This is a genomic window from Paenibacillus monticola (assembly GCF_009664975.1).
GTDB lineage: Bacteria > Bacillota > Bacilli > Paenibacillales > Paenibacillaceae > Paenibacillus_AQ > Paenibacillus_AQ monticola.
The window spans coordinates 503,090-521,380 of sequence record NZ_WJXB01000001.1; the positions used below are offsets into that span (position 1 = coordinate 503,090).

Genomic DNA, 18,291 nt, shown 5'->3' on the forward strand with positions numbered 1-18,291 from the left:
GAAGGAGAGAACAAATCTATGAGTGAGTTCAAAAATGTAACCGTTCAAAAAGCAGCCAATATCTATCATGATGGACAAGTAACTAGCCGCACGCTCTTTTTGGAAGACGGAACCAAGGTAACATTAGGGATCATGCTTCCGGGTGTTTACGAATTCAATACTGAAGGTCCTGAGACCATGGAAATTCTGTCCGGTGATCTTAAAGTATTGCTACCTGGTTCAGAGATATGGCAGGAAATCAAAGGAGCAGAGACGTTCCATGTTCCCGGCAATTCCAAATTTGCACTTGAGGTATTTGAGCTAACTGATTATTGCTGTTCTTACCCGATTATGTAATCCATTAATAACTATCTTTGGAAAGCCCTTAGTCATAGGGGCTTTTCTTTTTTTTGCTTGACGAAACATAAGAATGGAAAAATTAAAGGTTATTGTTATAAAATGTCGAATTTCAATCATGTAGACTAGGTTACATGATGAAGGCGGCGGTTAAATTGAAAAAACAACCAGATGTTGAGGCATTAACTTCCAAAAAGAAAGACCAGCAGTTTTCTGATTTTGATATTGACATGATTAAGCGGAATTTTGTTGTCTTTCTGGCGATGACCTTCACGGCATGCGTTACCGTTCTAAGTATTCTTGGTTTAAGTAAAGGACAAATTGAATTTGGTACAATACTGATGGTGATCATACAAGTGGCAGGTTTGGCTATCTATGGTTTGCTGCACTTTAAACGAGTTTGGATTCAACATATTTGTTATTTTGCCGTGGTGTCGAGTATTGTGAGCTCGGCTATCTCCTTGGAAATGTCTCCCAATATTGCGAATACATTTTCTATTTACTATCTGATCATATTGACAATGATTTTCATGAAATTATGGCCAACGATTATTAGTCTAATTGCTGGTTTTGTAATGCTGTATTATATGGTTGTAATGCAAAAGGATATCCTTCATATCGATTCGACTTCTGCGCCTACTTTTTTCATTATTTATATATTAATTGCTGTTTTGCTATTTGCTCTATTAAGAGTATCCACCCAACTGATCAAGAATATGGAACTCTCCAGAAAATTAGCAGAGCAGCTATCTGCACAACAGCAAAGTCAAAAACAAACGGTACTTAATAACGTCACTTCGGTCACAGAACACTTGACTACAGTTACGAGGGCAGGAGAGGAGAATAACAACTCCTTTGAAGAGATGAATATTGCTTTTCAAGAAATTGCTACGGGTGCCAATGATCAAGTCAATTCAACTTTGTCTATCAATGAGTCCATACAGGATATGAATTCAATGATTAAAGAAATGTCCGATTCGATCCATAGCTTATTGGAAAGAACTAACGAAGCGGCTCAATTATCGGATCAGGGTAAGGAGAGTATGGAGCTGCTGTCTACGACCAATTCTGATTTCAGGCTGGATATTGAGTCTGTCGCCGTGGTAACCACGGAACTGCTTGATAGTATAGCCGAGACAAGCCAATTCAGTGTAACGATTCAGAATATTGCCAGTCAGACCAATTTACTCTCGCTCAATGCCAGTATTGAAGCAGCTAGAGCAGGTGAGCATGGACGGGGATTTGCTGTTGTAGCGATGGAGATCCGCAAGCTGGCTGATCTGACTTCACAAGCTGCTATTCGTATCACTGAACAATTGCAGCGTTTTACGGATCAGTCTGAATTGTCCAGAACCAAAATGAATCAAGCTAGCCTTCGCGTGCAGCAAAGTACAGAAATTATGGAGCAAACCAAACAATCCTTTGAGTCCATCACGGATGCGATCACACAATTAAATCTATTGTCTAAAGGCTACGGAGGACTGATGAATCGAATTACAGAGTCTTCAGGTACGATTGCCGATTCTACAACAGACCTGGCTTCTATTAGTGAAGAGGCATCGGCAACGTTGGAACAGCTTTCGGCAACCCTGCAATCTTTGCTTCAGACTAACCGCTTCAGTCTGGTAGGAATTAAAGAGGCTGAGACCAGTTTGCGTCAGGTTTTGAATTAGGTGATTTAAGTGAATCGTAAAAAAAGCAACCTCCTTCAAACTCGGGAGGTTGCTTTTTTCGGCTTGGGATATCTTTATTTGCTTGTTTGCTGCCCGCCTATTTTTTGTCCGATCCATTCCTCGTAGCATTTGACGACTGCAGAAAGATCCTCATCGCCGTGGCCTTGTGTATAACCAGCCTGGAACATACTCTTAGCCAGACCCAGCATCGGCGAAGGTACGCCTGTGGAGTCGCTGAGAGAGGAAGCAAGCTTAAGATCCTTTAACATTAACGCCAGCGAGAACTGATTGCTGAAATCATTCTCGATGATCTTGCGGCCCTTGAGTTCAGCCTGTCTGCTGCCTGCTGAGCCTGCCTGAACCAGCTCCAGGAACTTGTCCGCAGGTACGCCGGATTTCACAGCGATCGCGAAACCTTCGGCAAGCGCAACGTTATGAATACCTACCATGGCGTTATGAGCAAGCTTAGCTACGGCACCGCTACCGTTATCGCCCATGTGTAGTAATAATTTACCCAGTGTGTCGAATATATCACGGTTCGCTTCAATGACCTCCGCGCTGCCACCGACCATGAACACCAATGTACCTTCAATAGCCGCCGGTTTGCTGCCGGTTACCGGTGCATCCAGAAACTTCCCGCCGCGTTCTTCCACGGCTGCTGTAATTTCCCGCACCAAATCCGGGGAGATGGTACTGGAATCGATAATTACAGCTCCAGGCTTCAGCACGTCAAGTATTCCGTCTTTCCCGTAAAATACTTCACGAATGGAATCATCATTGCTGACCATGGTAATAATAACATCCTTGCCTTCTGCAGCGGCCCGTGGAGTAGGAGCAGTCTGTGCACCTTCTTCTGCAAGTGGTATACATCTGGATGCGGTGCGATTGTATACGGTAACCTTAAATCCGCCGCGCAGCAAGTTGGAAGCCATTGGCGCTCCCATTGTTCCGAGCCCGATAAAGCCTATCTGTTTCATTGCATGTCCACCTTCACATTAGGATCACTTTTCTTCATTCTAACACGGCTCTCGGACAGGTTCCACACTACAGAATTCAGGTTTCACTCGGCAAACGCTTCCACAAAACTCGCAAAAAACATGGTTCTGCAGCCCGAGATGTGCCCTTAGACCTTGCCAGTCACGGCAAATTAAAGTATCCTATTATAAAGTTGTAACAAACGGTGTCAAATTAAAAGAGATATACAGGAGGCTACCATTACCGATGTCTAAAAAGATTAATTTTGACTACAGCAAAGCTCTTTCCTTCTTCAGCCAGCATGAAATTGATTACTTTGCCGCTCCAATTAAACTAGCCCATGAACAGCTGCATGAGAAGACCGGAACCGGTTCGGATTATCTTGGCTGGATTGATCTACCTACCGCTTATGACAAGGAAGAGTTCGCCCGCATTCAACAAGCTGCCAAGAAGATCCAGAGCGATTCCGAAGTGCTGATCGTTATTGGCATTGGGGGTTCTTACCTGGGAGCACGCGCAGCTATTGAGGCGTTATCGCATTCTTTCTACAATAATCTCTCCAAAGACAAACGCAAGACACCGGAAGTATATTTTGCCGGTAACAACATCAGCTCCACATACATCACGCATTTGCTTGATCTTGTAGAAGGTAAAGACTTCTCCGTGAACGTAATCTCCAAGTCCGGTACAACGACTGAACCGGCTATTGCTTTCCGTATTTTCCGTGCAGAGCTGGAGAAGAAATACGGTAAAGAAGAAGCACGCAAACGCATCTACGCTACTACTGACAAGGAAAAAGGCGCACTCAAGAAGCTTGCTACTGAAGAAGGTTACGAGTCGTTCATCATTCCTGATGATGTAGGCGGACGTTATTCTGTACTTACTCCTGTTGGTTTACTGCCGATTGCTGTCGCAGGAATTAACATTGAAGAAATGATGCAAGGTGCAGCCGCAGCAGCCGATGAGTTCAACAATCCGGATGTGGCAACCAACCAGAGTTATCAATACGCCGCTGTCCGTAATGCTTTGTACCGCAAAGGCAAGACAACAGAAATCCTTGTGAACTACGAACCTTCCCTGCATTTTGTATCCGAATGGTGGAAACAGCTGTTTGGCGAAAGCGAAGGCAAGGACTACAAGGGGATTTATCCTTCCTCTGTTGATTTCTCCACAGACCTGCACTCCATGGGCCAATTTATCCAAGAGGGCAACCGCAACATTTTTGAAACAGTTATCCAAGTGGAGAACGTTGAACATCATGTAACGATTGAGAGCGATCCTGACGACTTGGACGGTCTGAACTTCCTGACTGGCAAGACAATGGATTTCGTTAACAAAAAGGCTTTCCAGGGCACAATGCTGGCGCATACGGACGGTCAAGTACCGAACCTGATCGTTACCATTCCTGATCAAACACCATATACCTTTGGTTATCTGGTGTATTTCTTTGAAAAAGCCTGCGGAATCAGCGGATATCTGCTGGGTGTTAATCCATTTGACCAACCTGGCGTAGAAGCTTACAAGAAGAACATGTTCGCGCTTCTTGGCAAACCGGGCTACGAGAAAGAAAAAGCAGAGCTGGAAGCCAGACTTACCGAGTAGTATTGCAGTACTTCACAGACCCTTCATACTAGAGCAATTTACACGGGAGCAGTCCATAGGTAATCCAATACCGCGGGCTGCTCTTATCATTTATTAAGCCATTATATGCATAATAAGGACTGGAATAATGATGCTGGAACAATACCGGACGGTGCGTTCTCCCGGCTCCCGGGAAGTCGTAATTCGTAAATCACGTTTTATCGGTCATGTCATGCCGATTGAGAATGAAGCAGAAGCGGTTGTATTTATTGAAGACATCAAGAAGAAGCATTGGAATGCTACACATAATTGCTCCGCTTATTCGCTTGGTGAGAGAGACGAAATTCAGAGGCAATCAGACGACGGTGAACCGAGTGGAACAGCCGGCAAACCGATTTTGGAAGTAATTCGTAACCAGGGCGTTAAAAATGTTGCAATTGTTGTCACCCGTTATTTCGGAGGCATTATGCTAGGTGCAGGAGGACTGATCCGGGCTTATACGGACGGCGCTGTACTTGCGCTAGAGGCAGGAGAGGTCATTACCCGTGTATTACGGCGTGAGGTCTTTGTCGAAATAGATTATACATGGCTGGGCAAGGTCGAGAATGAGCTTCGAGGACGTGGCATTCAGACTGGCGATACAGTGTTCACCGACAAAGTGACGCTTAATTGTCTACCCCGCAATGATGAGGGCGACGCATTTATGGCATGGATAACAGATTTAACCCAAGGTCAAGCCTTAGTATCAGAAGGGCGGCGGATTTACTACAGCGAAGGGGAATAAAGACATGGCAAGAAGAGCAGTGGAGCAGGAGTTGTCGAGGGAAAGAATATTGGAAGCAGCGAGGCATCTGTTTATTACCAAAGGGTACCGGGCCATTTCAATGCGCAGCATCGGACAGCATTTGGGATACAGCCACGGCTCACTCTATTATCATTTCAAGGAAAAGGCGGAGTTATTCTACGCCATTGTTGTCGAAGATTTTGATTATGTGGCTGCACTGCTGAGCCAGGCAATGAGTAAGGCCCCAGAAGAGGGTATGACTCGGGTTGAACAGCTGATTATGGAATTTATCAAGTTTGGATTGGATCATCCGTATCAATATGAGATTATGTTTATGATTCGTGATGAGGAACTGCTGGCTTATTGTCGAGCAGAACAAGGACGATGTTTTGATCTATTCGCAAGTATCATTCGCAGTCATATGAAGGAAGAGGGTTATGTTACAGAGGATTGGCAGAACGTGCCGCTGACTTTGTTCTTATCCGCTCACGGCTTTGTTTCTTATTACATTCAGGACAAAATTTCTTTTGATGATGTTAAAGCTCTAGCAGTCTCTCATATTAAGGTATTATGCCGCAATTTATAAATTGCAGTTTTTTTATGGCTCGACGCTTTACAGCTGCGCATTGGTATAACATTAGTTCGGCGCTTGGTGAAAGCATTATGAAATTAATAGTATAGAGGGCCGCTCCGTGAAATTGCTGGTGCGGCCCTATTTGTGTTCTAGCCTGCTACAATTTTCAGATAACACTGCCGGCGTCTAGGTCCATCGAATTCGCAAAAATAGATACCCTGCCAGCGACCGAGCAGCAGCTCCCCCTCATGGATGATGATACTCTGCGATGGACCAGCCGTTATAGATTTGAGATGCGAGGCGGTGTTCCCTTCTGCATGCTGATATTTGGGGTGCTCCCAGGGATAGACCTCATTAAGACGCATGAGTACATCGTGCCGCACATCGGGATCGGCATTCTCATTGATAGCAATTCCTGCCGTAGTGTGCGGACAATAAACAACAATAATTCCGTTTTGCACTCCGCTTTTTTTGACATAGGAAATCACTTCACGGGTAATATCCCGCAGTTCATCCCGTTTGCTGGTAGAAATCTCCATCGTATGCAACATAGTTAATTCCCCTCCCTTAACAAGTATTAATATATTTTACCCCGAAATGGCTGGAAAGTAATTGACTGTAGCCAGACGTTTTTGGTAAAGTAGTGATTATATAAAACCAAGTATATTAATAGGAATAATTGTATGAGCTAGTATACCGACCGGTTAGCCGGAGGTGGGGGGACATAATCGTTGAATTCGCTGCTAAGACATAAGGGATGGACCTGGGGTTTCCGGAGTACGATCCTGCTCTATTTTGTAGTGCTGATCGTGTTGCCGATTCTAGGGGTGTATTACAACTCATTTTCGCTTGGCTTTGGCAACTTTATCGAAAGCATAAGTGACCCGATTGCTTGGAAGTCGGTGCTGCTAACGCTGAAGCTGGCCATTATCGCTACTGTCATTAATGTCTTCTTAGGAACAATGATTGCCTGGGTCCTCATTCGTTATAAATTCCCCGGTAAGGCTCTGCTGAACAGTCTCGTGGATTTACCCTTTGCCCTGCCTACGGCAGTTGGCGGATTAATGATTTTGCTGCTGCTAGGTCCGGGCAGTCTCATTGGCGGGATAGTGGAAGCGCTGGGCTTCGAGATTGTTTTTCACCAGCCGGCTATCGTTATCGCCATGATCTTCGTAACCTTTCCCTTTGTAATCAGAGCGGTACAGCCGCTACTAGAGGAACTAGACCCCTCTGAAGAAGAGGCGGCTTACACTATGGGGGCTAAGGGAGGTCGGGTATTCCTACGGGTTATCCTGCCTTCGATGGCTCCTGGTATGATAGGCGGTGGGATGCTCGCATTCTCGCGGGCGCTGGCTGAATTCGGTGCCGTAGTACTCGTGGCAGGCAATATCCCGGGCCGTACGCTCGTGTCTTCCGTTTTTATTTTTGGTGAAGTAGAGAGTGATAATCCGGTGGGAGCCGCTGCGGTGTCTATCATTCTGTTAACCTTATCCTTTGCGATCCTCTGGCTGATTAACATGCTGCAGATGCGGGGGAGAAGATCATGAGACGATTGTGGATTGGAATAACGTATCTGGTATTCTTTCTACTCATTATCGCGCCGTTAGGCAAGATGACAACCGGTGCCTTCAGTCAGGGCTTTGATGGTTTCTGGGCTGCCCTTACAAGGCCAGAGGCGCAACATGCACTGCTGATGACCGGGTTGGTCGTTGTTGTGGTTACGCTGCTGAATACCTTGTTCGGAGTAATGATGGCCCTTTATCTTGTGCGTGCGAATTGGATCAATCGGCGGCTTAAAGGATTACTTAATAGTATTGTCGATTTGCCTTATGCGGTATCGCCTGTAATTGGCGGGCTGATGATTGTGCTGCTGCTTGGTCCTGATAGTGCCCTGGGTGCAATCTTTGAAGGAATTGGACTGAAGATCGTGTATGCTTTTCCCGGAATGGTCATTGCTACCCTGTTCGTGACGTTCCCGTTAATGGTGCGTGAGGTCATGCCTGTTCTTCAGGAAATTGGCTCCCAGCAGGAGGAGGCCGCTTCGACACTGGGCGCTCGCGCCTGGACCACTTTTTGGAGAGTGACTTGGCCTTCAATCCGCTGGGCAGTCATGTATGGTGTTATCCTGACCGTAGCTCGTTCACTTGGAGAGTTCGGCGCAGTGCTCGTCGTATCGGGCAACATTATGAACAAAACCCAGACGGCGACCACACTGGTCTATCAGGATGTTGAGAACTTTAATGTAACGGCTGCGGGTGGGGTAGCGCTGGTATTGGCTGCATTTTCCATAGGTCTGCTGTTATTGATGGAATGGACCAAGAGAAGAAAGGGAGTGCATTGATATGCATGTAGAAGTCCGGGGATTAAATAAGCATTTTGGAGATTTTCATGCGGTCAAGGACGTCAATTTCGAGATTACCAAAGGTCACCTGATTGGACTGCTCGGTCCGAGTGGAGGCGGTAAGACTTCGATTCTGCGCATGCTGGCAGGGCTGGAGACACCGGATAGCGGGGAGATTATTTTTCACGGACAGACGGTTAACAATCTTCCGCCTCAGGAGCGCGGGATCGGCTTCGTCTTTCAGAACTATGCGCTATTCAAACATATGACCGCCTATGAGAATATTGCGTTTGGACTTAAGGTTAAGAAAGCAAGCAAAGCGGCGATTCGAGATCGTGTTACGGAGCTGGTCGAGCTGACGGGGTTAAAAGGTTTTGAGAGCCGCTATCCGCATCAACTGTCTGGTGGACAACGCCAGCGTGTGGCTTTTGCCCGGGCACTGGCGCCTGAGCCGCAGCTACTGCTGCTGGACGAACCTTTTGCAGCTATTGATGCCAAAATCCGTCAGGAGCTGCGGTCATGGCTGCGCGAACTGATTGAGCGTGTGGGCATAACCTCCATCTTCGTCACCCATGACCAGGATGAAGCTATTGAAGTAGCAGATGAGATCATGATCATTAACCAAGGGCGTGTGGAGCAAAAAGGTACGCCTTGGGATATCTATAAAGAACCGCAGACACCGTTCGTGGCAACATTTATTGGAGAATCGACGCTGATTGAGAATGCTTCCGAGGTGAAGGGTTTTAAAGGGGCAGGCGGCGGTAAGCCGACTAAAGCATTGATCCGACCTGAGTACATCGAGGTGGGCAGTCTGCATGAATTCAAGATGGCTTCGGCTACGGAGCAGGGCATCGTGAAGCATTTGCATTTCCGCGGCAGCGAATGGCTGGTAGAGGTAGAAGTAAACGGCCACAAGCTGACCACCTACCGTTCCTTGGAGAAGGAAACGCTGCAGCCGGGACAGGATATCTCTGTGCTTGTGCATCGTGCTTATCTTTTTAACGATGAGCGGAGCTGGATTCAAGAGAATAATCTCAAAGAAGATCCAATGCCGGTATTTATCTAAAATCATCAACCTTAAGGGATGTGGGCTGCAATGAAGCTTTTCAAAAGGAGTAGACAACTGCATGGATGGCCTGCTGCCCTAATGTTGGCCATACTTGCGCTGACTGCTGTCGGCTGCGGGAATGAGAAGACCGACACCGCGGCGGGAGCTAAGCCGCAAGGCGATCTTACGCTCGTAGTCGGCGCATACAGCGTGGCAAAGGATGCAATGGGCGATATTTTGCCGCTATTTGCCGCAAAGTGGAAGGCAGATACAGGCCAGACTATCGTATTCCAGCAATCCTACGAGGCTTCGGGAACTCAGGCCCGGTCCATTGTTGGCGGGTTTGAAGCAGATGTTACGCTGCTGGCCATGCAGGGCGATGTCGAGAAGCTGGTCAAAGCAGGACTCGTCGAGCCGACCTGGAAAGACCGTGGTGAGAATGGGATGGTAACACGGTCAGTAGTGGCTCTTGGAACCCGCGAGGGTAACCCGAAGGGGATCAAGGATTTCAGCGATCTGGCAAAACCGGGAGTTAAGGTGTTGTATCCTAATCCGAAGACCTCAGGCGGAGCACAATGGGATATCAACGCCATCTATGGGGCGGGCCTGAAGCATTCTGAGGAGCAGGAGGGAGTAAAGGACCCTGCTGCTGCTAAAGCTTTTTTGGAGAGCATACACGCGAACGTAGAGTCTCTGGATAAAAGCGGCCGAGCCTCAATGGCAGCGTTCGAGTATGGGGTCGGCGATGTGATTGTCACTTATGAGAATGAGCTGTTGGCGCGTATTGCCCAAGGCATCAAATATGAGGTTATTATTCCGAAGGATACCATTCTTATTGAGAATCCGGCTGCGGTTGTTGCTAAATATGCAGATGAGCACGGAACCCGTAAAGCCTCGGAGGCTTTACTTGATTATCTGCTGACGCCAGAAGCACAAGAAATTTTTGCGAAATACGGTTTTCGTCCGGTTAATAAGGAAGTTTATGCTGCGAACGAGAGCCACTATCCTATTCCTGCAGGGCTCTTTGATATCAATTATCTGGGAGGATGGGATGAGGTGCGCAGTACGCTGTATTCCAAGCGGGGCATCTGGTATCAAGTGCTTGCTGGAATATAATACTGAAGTCTGTATGGAAGGCCGTTCTCTGGAGGATAAGTGAAGAAGAGGCGGCCCTCACATTTTGAATGCTTTAATAATCATAAAGCTGGGTTTTCGTACTTCATGTATCAATTTAGGCATGATCTCCAATCCGGCGGGAGTAGATTGCGGTTCAATAATCTTTTCCAGTACAAGCCCATAGTTTATAAGTGTATTTATTAAGGTTGAAACCGTTCTATGGTATTTAATCACACCGTCAACATACCAATGTTCCTCCCGTTTCCCCTCTTCTTGATAATGATCCACTGCGTAATATAATCGGTTCCCCTCTGTATCCTTAATCCAGTTATTCTTCTCTCTTCGTGCGGTAACCATGGGATGTTCGGTTGAAAATATAAATTCGCCGCCCTTAATTAATAATCCGCTGATCTTTTCAACCAGAGCTGGGTAATCTTCTATGTAATGAACAGCCAATGAGCTTATGATGATATCGAATTTATACTCTGGAAATTCCAGATCCTCTATGGGCAAGCAAATATAATCTATTTTCTCGTGCTTGTTTTCTTTATTAGCCTGTTCAATCATGTTTTTTGAGATATCTACCCCTAACACCTTCGAAGCGCCATTCTCTATACAATATCTTGCCAAGTGACCGGCCCCGCAGCCTAAATCTAATACTGATTTTCCATGAAGTGCTGGAATTAGAGACTTCATTGCCGGTTGTTCGACAAAATCATTATAGGTTACTCCACTGTTGCGTAAAGAATTATATTGTTCGAAAAAAATTGGATTGTCATAAATATTTTGCTTCATTTGGTTAACCTCCTGATTTGGGCTTAGTCTGACCATAGTAATTCTTCTCTCAAAAAGCAAGCCCTTTTTCTTCTTTGAAATACGACCTAGGTCTGCTTTATAATGGACGTTACATGAACTTCCGCATAAGGGACGTAAAGGAGAGAGTTACTATGGATTCATTGTTTTTTCTGGGTACAGGCGATGCTATGGGAGTACCCCGAGTATATTGCAGCTGTGAGACCTGCACGGAAGCGCGAGCGACTGGGGAGAATATCCGACTGCGCTCATCTGTGCTTATAGATAACGGCACTGAGGCACTGGTTATTGATTGTGGTCCAGATTGGCGGCGGCAAATGGAAGCGCAGGGGATTCGGGAGATGCGCAGGCTGCTGGTGACCCATGCTCATTTTGACCATATTGGCGGGCTGCCGGAATGGGCAGATGCCTGCCGCTGGATGGGCTTCAAGGGAGAGCTCTATGCTCCTGCAGAGGTCATTCCCATTATTGAGCGGCAATATCCGTGGTTGAGCAGCCACATTCAGATGATGGCTTGCGATGACGGTATTACGTTGGACGGCTGGCAAATAGCCACCTGGAAGGTGAACCATGGCAAGAACGGATACTCTTATGCCTATCGGTTGGAGAAGGAAGGGTATACTTGGGTCTATTGCCCAGATTCCATCTCATTGGGGGCTGAGGAAACCAGACTCATGCATGGAGCAGATCTGCTTGTGCTGGGGACAAGCTTTTATTATGAGTCTGCCGAGCTCTCTACCCGCTCCGTGTATGATATGACAGAAGCTGCGGAGCTGCTGCAGATGGTAAAACCCCATCAGGCAGTATATACACATATGTCACATGATGTTGATCTAGGCAAGTCGTATATTTTACCGGAGAATGTAACGCTGGCACGTACGGGATTAAGACTGCAGCTTGGGCAAGCAGAATAGCGAATCTATAAAGACATCCCCCCTAGGAAGATAAGTGGGAATGTTTGATTCAATAGTAAATGAAGTTTCATGAACCGAGCCAGGGATAGGATCTGTGGCCCGGTTTTTTGTGTTTGTACTTTTACATTCACTAGTGTTCAAACTAATAAAATCAATCTATAATCAAAATAGTAAATTGGTGTAAGAATTACATATTTAGAATTATTATCAATTAAGCATTGGAGGTAGTAACCAAGTGGCCAAACCTATTGATCCGATCATGATTTCTTTTCCGGAAAGCTTTGAAACCGAGCGATTGTGTATTCGTGCACCGCTGTGGGGGGATGGTGCAGTCATGAATGAAGCTATTGGTGAGAGCCTTGCAGAGTTGAAACCGTGGATGCCTTTTGCCCAAGACATGCCCTCGGTAGAGGAATCCGAGAGATTCACACGTGAGGCCCGACTGGATTACTTAAAGCGCACTCTGTTGCATATGCGCATCTATGACAAAATTAGCGGAAGTTTTATCGGTTGTAGCGGTCTGCATAATATCGACTGGGATATCCGTAACTTTGAAATCGGCTACTGGATTAGAAGTACCTGTGCAGGTAAGGGATATATAACAGAGGCGGTTAATGGAATTACTGAGTTTGCTATACATACGCTGAACGCCAACCGTATCGAAATCCGCTGCAGTGCACGGAATGCCAAAAGTGCAGCCGTTGCCGAGCGAGCGGGCTATACGCTTGACGGAATCCTGCGCAGCAACCGCCGTGGGCAGGACGGGGAACTGCATGACAGCAAGGTGTATGCCAAGGTGCGCGGGACGGAATTCTAAGGAGAGTTCTCAAGATTAAGTAACTACATGCTTGCAGCAAGCAATCCACAAGCTAATGGGCGACAAAACGACACTTGTCATTGCCCACCGCCTCTCGACAGTATTGCGGCTGAAGGCAGGTACCATAAGCTGTATTATTCCCAGTAGAGCAGGAAGAGGAGTCCTGTTCGGTCTGGGGGTTTCAAGGGAAAAGAAGGGGTGCTTCAAGGCCATGAGAGATCATGGTCTTGAAGCACCCCTTTCTGGACTTCTGCTAAATAGAAACAGTGTAGTAAATCACCGGAGTAGCTAGGTAATGACTATACTTCGTTGCTTAAGCTTCCTGCTCGGCACTTTGCAGGATGAATTTATCAATGGCAAATTTAACGCCGTCTTCATTGTTGCTGAGCGTGATGAAATCGGCGACTTTCTTCAGTGCTGGGATAGCATTCTCCATGGCGATGCCCAGACCGGCGGCTTCCAGCATTTCGTGATCATTCCAGGAATCGCCAACAGCGATGGTCTCGGACATCTCACAGCCGAAATGGGCAGCAAGGAACTCAAGCGCCAGCCCTTTAGTACCCTCATGATGCATGATTTCAAGGAAATAAGGCTTGGATTTCGTAATGTGCACAGAATCTCCTAGCAGCTCACGCAATTTGGGCGCCAGCTCATCGAGGAAGTCCGGCTCATCGATAATGAGCATTTTGGGAGTCTTCTGAGGCACAAGTTTCTCCCAATCGGGCTCAATAAAATATTGAGTTTTGTTTAAGGTAGCATAGTCCTTCAGTTTCTGGTTCTCTTCGCGGGCATACAGCTTGTCATCAATATAGGTTTGCAGGTGCAAATTGTGCTCTACACAGTAGTTAAACAGCTTGCGTACAGCATCCTGCGGCACATAACGTTCATAGAGAACTTTTTCATCCAGCAGGTTCTTCACGAGTGCACCTTGGTAAGTAATGATTGGCACGTTGAGTCCAGTCTGGCGGGCAATCGCTTGAGCAGAAGCATAAGCGCGGCCTGTAGCAAGTGTCACAACAACACCAGCAGCAACAGCCTGTTCGAGTGCAGCCTGGGTGGCGGGTGTGACTTCCTTGTCATCATTAATCAGGGTGTCGTCAATATCGATAGCGATCAATTTGTACATGTTTGGTTTCTCTCCTTATTTCTCCTTATTTCTCTTTATTTCTTTCTAAACACACGGGAAATGAAAAAGTACGTGTTTTTGTATCCGCCAGAATCAGCACTAAGCTCCGCCATAAGCATAGCGGCCAGAATACAGAGACAACCCAGCAGCGCGGATATGCCTAGAGTCTCCCCACCGAAGACAAGCCCTGTTCCGGCGGCAAACACCGGCTCCATGGCATAAATGATGGCTACCCGTGAAGGCGTAGTGTATTTCTGGCAGGCGGTTTGAATCCAGAAGGCAAAAGCACTGGTTGGACCAATGGAGACCACCAAGGCCCATAATACATCCGGCTTCCCGATAAGCTCACCACTATGGGCTAACGTGCTGCTTCCTTCAAAGATCACGGAAGCGGCGATGCTAAGCAGCCCCACAACAGCTAATTGAAGCGTAGCCAGCGGCAGCGCCGGATAACGGGGAGCATATACGCCGGTATAGGCGATCTGGAGTGCAAAAGCAACGGCGCAGAGCAGGATAAGTCCGTCGCCCTTATTCAAGGACAGCGCAGAGCCCGTGAAGGTGAGCAGGTAAAGTCCTATTGCGGCCAAACATGCGCTGAACCAAGTATACCGTGAGATAGCGTGACGTAGTAATGCCAGGGACAGGAACGGCACGAGTACTACCGACAACCCGGTAATGAATCCGGTATTGGAAGTAGTGGTGTACAGCAGTCCCATCGTCTGGAAGCCGTAGCCCATAAACAGAAACAGGCCTAGCAGCAGGGAATGGCATACCATCTTCCAGCTTAGCTGATTCCACTCCTTGCGGTAAAACACAGCGGTAATCAAGGCTAGCAGCAGCGCTGCACCCGTAAACCGAATGCTGTTAAAAGCGAACGGCGGCAATACCTGCACGGCAATCTGTACAATTAAAAATGTACAACCCCACATCATCGCTACCAGTAAAAGACTCAAATCAGCCATACGGGAGCGAATCACATCGGCCATCCTTTCCTAAGATCAGAAGTTGTTCAAATTGTATCCTATTATAAAGTGGACGACAAGAAGAAACTCATTGCAGAGTCCTTTGTGAATAGTGGATTTCATGCGTAGTCTGGACAAAAAGAAACAGCCTTGGTATACTTCGATAACCGCACATCTGTTCTTATTTTGACACCTTAGAAAGGAGCGGTATCCACTATGATGGGCAAATCCCATTTGTTAATTAGCACCGGGGTTACCCTATCGGTTATGAGTCTGCTGGGCTATGAGAACACGATCCCGGCCCTCGCTGTAGCGGCACTTAGTTCATTGCTGCCCGATATTGACGAGCCAAATTCGCTGTTAGTACGCAAGGCCATTCCTGAATTTCTGCTCCGAGGGCTGCAGATTGCCTTGATAGGCGCGGCTATATACCTTTATTTTGCGGGTATCGCCCCTTATCCCTGGAATATTGTCCTGGCGCTGCTCGTAGGCAGTGTCTCTTTCCTGCCAGGCAGAAGGCTGCGACATTTAGTCATGCTGCTGATTGCCTTGTGGTTGTTCGCGTTCGCTGATGCTTACGATCCCTGGAACTACATTGCTGCCTGCGCACTCGCCATCGCTGCGGTCGTTCCCCATCGCGGGCTGACACATACGCTCTATGGCGTTGCCGGCTGGAGTGGGCTGCTGTATTACGTTTCACTTAGCATGAATGACGGAGGGAGTCTGTGGATTGCCGGGGGCATGTCCTATGCGCTCCATTTGCTGGCCGATTCGCTTACCCAGCGCGGTATTACACCATTGCCGCCCTTGCCCTTCAAGCTGCGCCTGAAGCTAATGAGCACGGGCACTAAGCAGGGGAGTGCCTTCGAGAATATATGCATCTTGCTCACGCTGGCACTGGTTATTTATGTATTTGTCCTAATATAAGAATTTTCGCACGATAAATTATCCTTATATTTCTCGAAGAAACGGATACCGTCCATTAAAGGACGGCGAAGCCGTTTCTTCTTGTTTCTTCCTAAGAAACGTGGCTGTCCTCACAACTGTAACGAATTTTACAACTCTATAACATCTTTTTGTTACAGTTATGCCACAATAAAGGATAAGAAGGAGGCCAAAGACATGGCAAATATACTGATTGTGGAAGATGAAATGGCAATAGCGGATTTGATAGCCATGAATTTAAAGCTTGTGGGACATGCTACCACTCAAATAGATGACGGTAATGAAGTTATGGCGGCTATTCAAGCTACTACGCCTGATCTCATTATATTGGACGTTATGCTGCCGAATAAAGATGGTTTTGAGCTAATGAAAGAGATCGCGCCGCTTGGCGTTCCTGTTATTTTTCTCACGGCCAAAGATCAGTTGGATGACAAAATCATGGGACTGCGATCCGGAGCGGATGACTACATAGTAAAACCCTTTGCCATAATAGAGCTGATTACGAGAATCGAAACGGTCTTGAAGCGTTATCAGGTACACAGCAGTATTTTCAGGCTCGAACAGCTGGAAGTGCGGCTGGATGAACATGTGGTTCTGCTAAATGATGAACAGGTAGATCTAACGACCAAAGAGTTTTCCCTGCTAACCCTATTAATTGCGAATCAGAATCTGGCACTCTCGAGAGAGAAGCTGTTATCCCTGGTCTGGGGTGTTGAGTTTATGGGCGAAACCAGGACGATCGATGTTCATATTCAAAAGCTGCGCAAGAAGCTTTCTCTGGAAGACCGAATCAAAACCGTCTATAAAGTCGGCTATCGACTTGAGGTCCGCTAATGAAACTATGGCAAAAAATGGTCCTCAGTATTATTATCGTTTTTGTGCTGGGCATGGATATTGTGGCGTATGTACTTATTAATAAAAGCTACGCTCTGAATAAGACTACGGAATATTCCGCTGCGCAGAATGAACAGTTTTTTATCAAAAAATCGTTGAGTCAAAGTATAGCTTCCACTGCTGGAAATTATACAGCCCTGAATTTAGACAATTTAAAGTCTAATATTATTCCTTATGCCGATTATTATCGTAATCAAAAAGTCTACTTGGAGCTTTATATTAACAATGAAATCGTGTATTCCAACTTTAACAATTCCATGAACTCAAGACCTGAGTTAAACATAGGGATCGGAGAACAGAGTCGTATCGCACAGGATAGTGGAGAATCTCGTTATTTATTTATCGCCAGCTACCTGGCCGAACCCTATTCCAAGCTGAAATTTGTATATATCAAGGATGTACAGGGATTAATGGATTATAAAAAACAAATTACAGACTACTTTGTGATCATCAGTTTAGTAGCCGCACTTTGTCTATCTTGCATAATCATCCTGCTGGTCTGGAAATTGACCCGACCCCTTAGAGCACTCACTAAAGCAACAGGTGAAATTGCAAAAGGTCATTATCAGCAGCGTGTGCAGATCAATAGTCAAGATGAGATCGGAGAATTCGCCCGTAATTTTAATATTATGGCGGGTTCGGTGGAAACACATGTTCAACTGCTATCCAATGCAACTGCGGAAAAGCAACGGTTTATCGATAATCTTGCTCATGAGATGCGCACACCGATCACAGCTATTATGGGATACGGTGAATTTCTCAAATATGCTAATTATAGTGAGGAAGAACGTATTAAAGCACTGGACTATATCATCAGTCAGAGTGAACGCATGCAGAATATGAGTTTGAAATTGTTGGATTTGGCCGGGATAAGAAAGGATCAAATCTGTTTTGGAAATATCAAATTGGATGAAATTGTCGAGCGAGTAGAGGCGACCCTTGCCCATAGACTCACCGAAAATAAGCTTGAAATAAAAAAGATTCTGCAGCATACCGTGCTGTGGGCTGATGCCCATTTAATGGAATCCCTGCTGTTGAATTTACTGGAGAATGCGATCCGTGCGTCTTCTCCGGGTGGCAGTATCGATGTGCTTTCTTATGTGAAACATGAGCAATTTGTCCTCCAAATATCCGATCATGGACAAGGAATGGCTGAAGATGAAATACAGAAAGTTAGGGAGCCTTTTTATCGAGTTGATAAAGCAAGATCCAGCCAAAATGGCGGAGCCGGACTCGGACTAGCGCTTTGTGAGCAAATTTGCCTGTTGCATCAGGCGACCATGAACATTTCTTCAACCCTGAATATAGGCACAACCGTGGAAATCATATTTTACAACTCGATGACGACTTTATGAAATGATCGGTGCTAAGATGAGCTTGTTTTTCAAATAC

At 46.4% G+C, this 18,291-nt stretch carries 19 protein-coding genes; 14 read left to right on the forward strand and 5 right to left on the reverse strand.

What is annotated here, in order from left to right; all coding sequences use genetic code 11:
- Window positions 1-18 precede the first annotated feature (18 nt).
- The gene (ppnP, locus tag GJB61_RS02265) at window positions 19-336 is read left to right on the forward strand and encodes a pyrimidine/purine nucleoside phosphorylase (protein ID WP_154116695.1); all 318 of its coding nucleotides are present in this window, start codon (window positions 19-21) and stop codon (window positions 334-336) included.
- Window positions 337-491: 155 nt separating this feature from the next.
- The gene (locus tag GJB61_RS02270) at window positions 492-2,009 is read left to right on the forward strand and encodes a methyl-accepting chemotaxis protein (protein WP_195724199.1); all 1,518 of its coding nucleotides are present in this window, start codon (window positions 492-494) and stop codon (window positions 2,007-2,009) included.
- Between the two features lie 74 nt (window positions 2,010-2,083).
- Here GJB61_RS02270 and GJB61_RS02275 read toward each other — a convergent pair whose 3' ends face one another.
- The gene (locus GJB61_RS02275) at window positions 2,084-2,986 is read right to left on the reverse strand and encodes an NAD(P)-dependent oxidoreductase (RefSeq protein WP_154116699.1); all 903 of its coding nucleotides are present in this window, start codon (window positions 2,984-2,986) and stop codon (window positions 2,084-2,086) included.
- Between the two features lie 244 nt (window positions 2,987-3,230).
- Between GJB61_RS02275 and GJB61_RS02280 the strand changes: the two genes are divergently transcribed.
- From GJB61_RS02280 to GJB61_RS02290, 3 genes are all read left to right on the forward strand, one after another.
- Window positions 3,231-4,586: a glucose-6-phosphate isomerase gene (locus GJB61_RS02280; RefSeq protein WP_154116701.1), complete on the forward strand. Its 1,356-nt coding sequence runs from the start codon at window positions 3,231-3,233 to the stop codon at window positions 4,584-4,586.
- A gap of 130 nt (window positions 4,587-4,716) precedes the next feature.
- The gene (locus GJB61_RS02285; RefSeq protein WP_154117283.1) at window positions 4,717-5,349 is read left to right on the forward strand and encodes a YigZ family protein; all 633 of its coding nucleotides are present in this window, start codon (window positions 4,717-4,719) and stop codon (window positions 5,347-5,349) included.
- Between the two features lie 4 nt (window positions 5,350-5,353).
- Window positions 5,354-5,935 carry a TetR/AcrR family transcriptional regulator gene (locus GJB61_RS02290; protein WP_154116702.1) on the forward strand — a complete coding sequence of 194 codons (582 nt, stop codon included), beginning with the start codon at window positions 5,354-5,356 and terminating at the stop codon, window positions 5,933-5,935.
- Window positions 5,936-6,072: 137 nt separating this feature from the next.
- Here the strand turns inward: GJB61_RS02290 and GJB61_RS02295 are convergent, their stop codons facing one another.
- Window positions 6,073-6,474: a secondary thiamine-phosphate synthase enzyme YjbQ gene (locus tag GJB61_RS02295; RefSeq protein ID WP_154116703.1), complete on the reverse strand. Its 402-nt coding sequence runs from the start codon at window positions 6,472-6,474 to the stop codon at window positions 6,073-6,075.
- Window positions 6,475-6,654: 180 nt separating this feature from the next.
- Here GJB61_RS02295 and cysT point away from each other — a divergent pair, with 180 nt between their 5' ends.
- The 4 genes from cysT to GJB61_RS02315 are packed head-to-tail and all read left to right on the forward strand — an operon-like array spanning window position 6,655 to window position 10,428.
- Window positions 6,655-7,470: a sulfate ABC transporter permease subunit CysT gene (gene cysT / locus GJB61_RS02300; RefSeq protein WP_154116705.1), complete on the forward strand. Its 816-nt coding sequence runs from the start codon at window positions 6,655-6,657 to the stop codon at window positions 7,468-7,470.
- On the forward strand, window positions 7,467-8,264 hold the full coding sequence (locus GJB61_RS02305; RefSeq protein ID WP_154116707.1) for a sulfate ABC transporter permease subunit: 798 nt from the start codon (window positions 7,467-7,469) through the stop codon (window positions 8,262-8,264). Before cysT ends, GJB61_RS02305 begins: the two co-directional genes overlap by 4 nt.
- A gap of 1 nt (window position 8,265) precedes the next feature.
- A complete protein-coding gene (locus GJB61_RS02310; protein ID WP_154116709.1) occupies window positions 8,266-9,330 on the forward strand; it encodes a sulfate/molybdate ABC transporter ATP-binding protein in 1,065 nt (354 codons plus the stop codon).
- Window positions 9,331-9,360: 30 nt separating this feature from the next.
- Complete coding sequence (locus GJB61_RS02315; protein ID WP_195724200.1) at window positions 9,361-10,428, forward strand: sulfate ABC transporter substrate-binding protein; 1,068 nt, start codon at window positions 9,361-9,363, stop codon at window positions 10,426-10,428.
- Window positions 10,429-10,485: 57 nt separating this feature from the next.
- Here GJB61_RS02315 and GJB61_RS02320 read toward each other — a convergent pair whose 3' ends face one another.
- The gene (locus GJB61_RS02320) at window positions 10,486-11,223 is read right to left on the reverse strand and encodes a class I SAM-dependent methyltransferase (protein ID WP_154116710.1); all 738 of its coding nucleotides are present in this window, start codon (window positions 11,221-11,223) and stop codon (window positions 10,486-10,488) included.
- A 152-nt stretch (window positions 11,224-11,375) separates the two neighbouring features.
- Between GJB61_RS02320 and GJB61_RS02325 the strand changes: the two genes are divergently transcribed.
- Together GJB61_RS02325 and GJB61_RS02330 are read left to right on the forward strand one after the other, a co-directional pair.
- Complete coding sequence (locus tag GJB61_RS02325; protein ID WP_154116712.1) at window positions 11,376-12,155, forward strand: MBL fold metallo-hydrolase; 780 nt, start codon at window positions 11,376-11,378, stop codon at window positions 12,153-12,155.
- Between the two features lie 259 nt (window positions 12,156-12,414).
- The gene (locus GJB61_RS02330; RefSeq protein ID WP_154117285.1) at window positions 12,415-12,972 is read left to right on the forward strand and encodes a GNAT family N-acetyltransferase; all 558 of its coding nucleotides are present in this window, start codon (window positions 12,415-12,417) and stop codon (window positions 12,970-12,972) included.
- Window positions 12,973-13,285: 313 nt separating this feature from the next.
- On the opposite strand, the gene GJB61_RS02335 is transcribed toward GJB61_RS02330, so the two are convergent.
- Window positions 13,286-14,098, reverse strand: a complete 813-nt coding sequence (locus GJB61_RS02335; RefSeq protein ID WP_154116714.1) for a Cof-type HAD-IIB family hydrolase — start codon at window positions 14,096-14,098, stop codon at window positions 13,286-13,288.
- A gap of 35 nt (window positions 14,099-14,133) precedes the next feature.
- On the reverse strand, window positions 14,134-15,075 hold the full coding sequence (locus tag GJB61_RS02340; RefSeq protein ID WP_338115669.1) for a DMT family transporter: 942 nt from the start codon (window positions 15,073-15,075) through the stop codon (window positions 14,134-14,136).
- 201 nt (window positions 15,076-15,276) lie between these two features.
- Here GJB61_RS02340 and GJB61_RS02345 point away from each other — a divergent pair, with 201 nt between their 5' ends.
- From GJB61_RS02345 to GJB61_RS02355, 3 genes are all read left to right on the forward strand, one after another.
- Window positions 15,277-15,987, forward strand: coding sequence for a metal-dependent hydrolase (locus GJB61_RS02345; RefSeq protein WP_154116718.1), 711 nt, complete (start codon window positions 15,277-15,279; stop codon window positions 15,985-15,987).
- A 195-nt stretch (window positions 15,988-16,182) separates the two neighbouring features.
- Entirely contained in the window at window positions 16,183-16,839 is a 657-nt protein-coding gene (locus tag GJB61_RS02350; RefSeq protein WP_154116720.1) for a response regulator transcription factor, read from the forward strand.
- On the forward strand, window positions 16,839-18,254 hold the full coding sequence (locus GJB61_RS02355) for a sensor histidine kinase (RefSeq protein WP_154116722.1): 1,416 nt from the start codon (window positions 16,839-16,841) through the stop codon (window positions 18,252-18,254). Before GJB61_RS02350 ends, GJB61_RS02355 begins: the two co-directional genes overlap by 1 nt.
- Window positions 18,255-18,291 lie beyond the last annotated feature (37 nt).

Bases quoted from the DNA above. Each gene is read 5' to 3' on its own strand.
- GJB61_RS02330 (WP_154117285.1), top strand. From the start codon at position 12,415: ATGATTTCTTTTCCGGAAAGCTTTGAAACCGAGCGATTGTGTATTCGT.
- GJB61_RS02310 (WP_154116709.1), top strand. From the start codon at position 8,266: ATGCATGTAGAAGTCCGGGGATTAAATAAGCATTTTGGAGATTTTCAT.
- GJB61_RS02325 (WP_154116712.1), top strand. From the start codon at position 11,376: ATGGATTCATTGTTTTTTCTGGGTACAGGCGATGCTATGGGAGTACCC.
- GJB61_RS02315 (WP_195724200.1), top strand. From the start codon at position 9,361: ATGAAGCTTTTCAAAAGGAGTAGACAACTGCATGGATGGCCTGCTGCC.
- ppnP (WP_154116695.1), top strand. From the start codon at position 19: ATGAGTGAGTTCAAAAATGTAACCGTTCAAAAAGCAGCCAATATCTAT.
- GJB61_RS02290 (WP_154116702.1), top strand. From the start codon at position 5,354: ATGGCAAGAAGAGCAGTGGAGCAGGAGTTGTCGAGGGAAAGAATATTG.
- GJB61_RS02275 (WP_154116699.1), bottom strand. From the start codon at position 2,986: ATGAAACAGATAGGCTTTATCGGGCTCGGAACAATGGGAGCGCCAATG.
- GJB61_RS02355 (WP_154116722.1), top strand. From the start codon at position 16,839: ATGAAACTATGGCAAAAAATGGTCCTCAGTATTATTATCGTTTTTGTG.
- GJB61_RS02285 (WP_154117283.1), top strand. From the start codon at position 4,717: ATGCTGGAACAATACCGGACGGTGCGTTCTCCCGGCTCCCGGGAAGTC.
- GJB61_RS02320 (WP_154116710.1), bottom strand. From the start codon at position 11,223: ATGAAGCAAAATATTTATGACAATCCAATTTTTTTCGAACAATATAAT.
- GJB61_RS02345 (WP_154116718.1), top strand. From the start codon at position 15,277: ATGATGGGCAAATCCCATTTGTTAATTAGCACCGGGGTTACCCTATCG.
- GJB61_RS02295 (WP_154116703.1), bottom strand. From the start codon at position 6,474: ATGTTGCATACGATGGAGATTTCTACCAGCAAACGGGATGAACTGCGG.
- GJB61_RS02350 (WP_154116720.1), top strand. From the start codon at position 16,183: ATGGCAAATATACTGATTGTGGAAGATGAAATGGCAATAGCGGATTTG.
- GJB61_RS02335 (WP_154116714.1), bottom strand. From the start codon at position 14,098: ATGTACAAATTGATCGCTATCGATATTGACGACACCCTGATTAATGAT.
- GJB61_RS02305 (WP_154116707.1), top strand. From the start codon at position 7,467: ATGAGACGATTGTGGATTGGAATAACGTATCTGGTATTCTTTCTACTC.
- GJB61_RS02280 (WP_154116701.1), top strand. From the start codon at position 3,231: ATGTCTAAAAAGATTAATTTTGACTACAGCAAAGCTCTTTCCTTCTTC.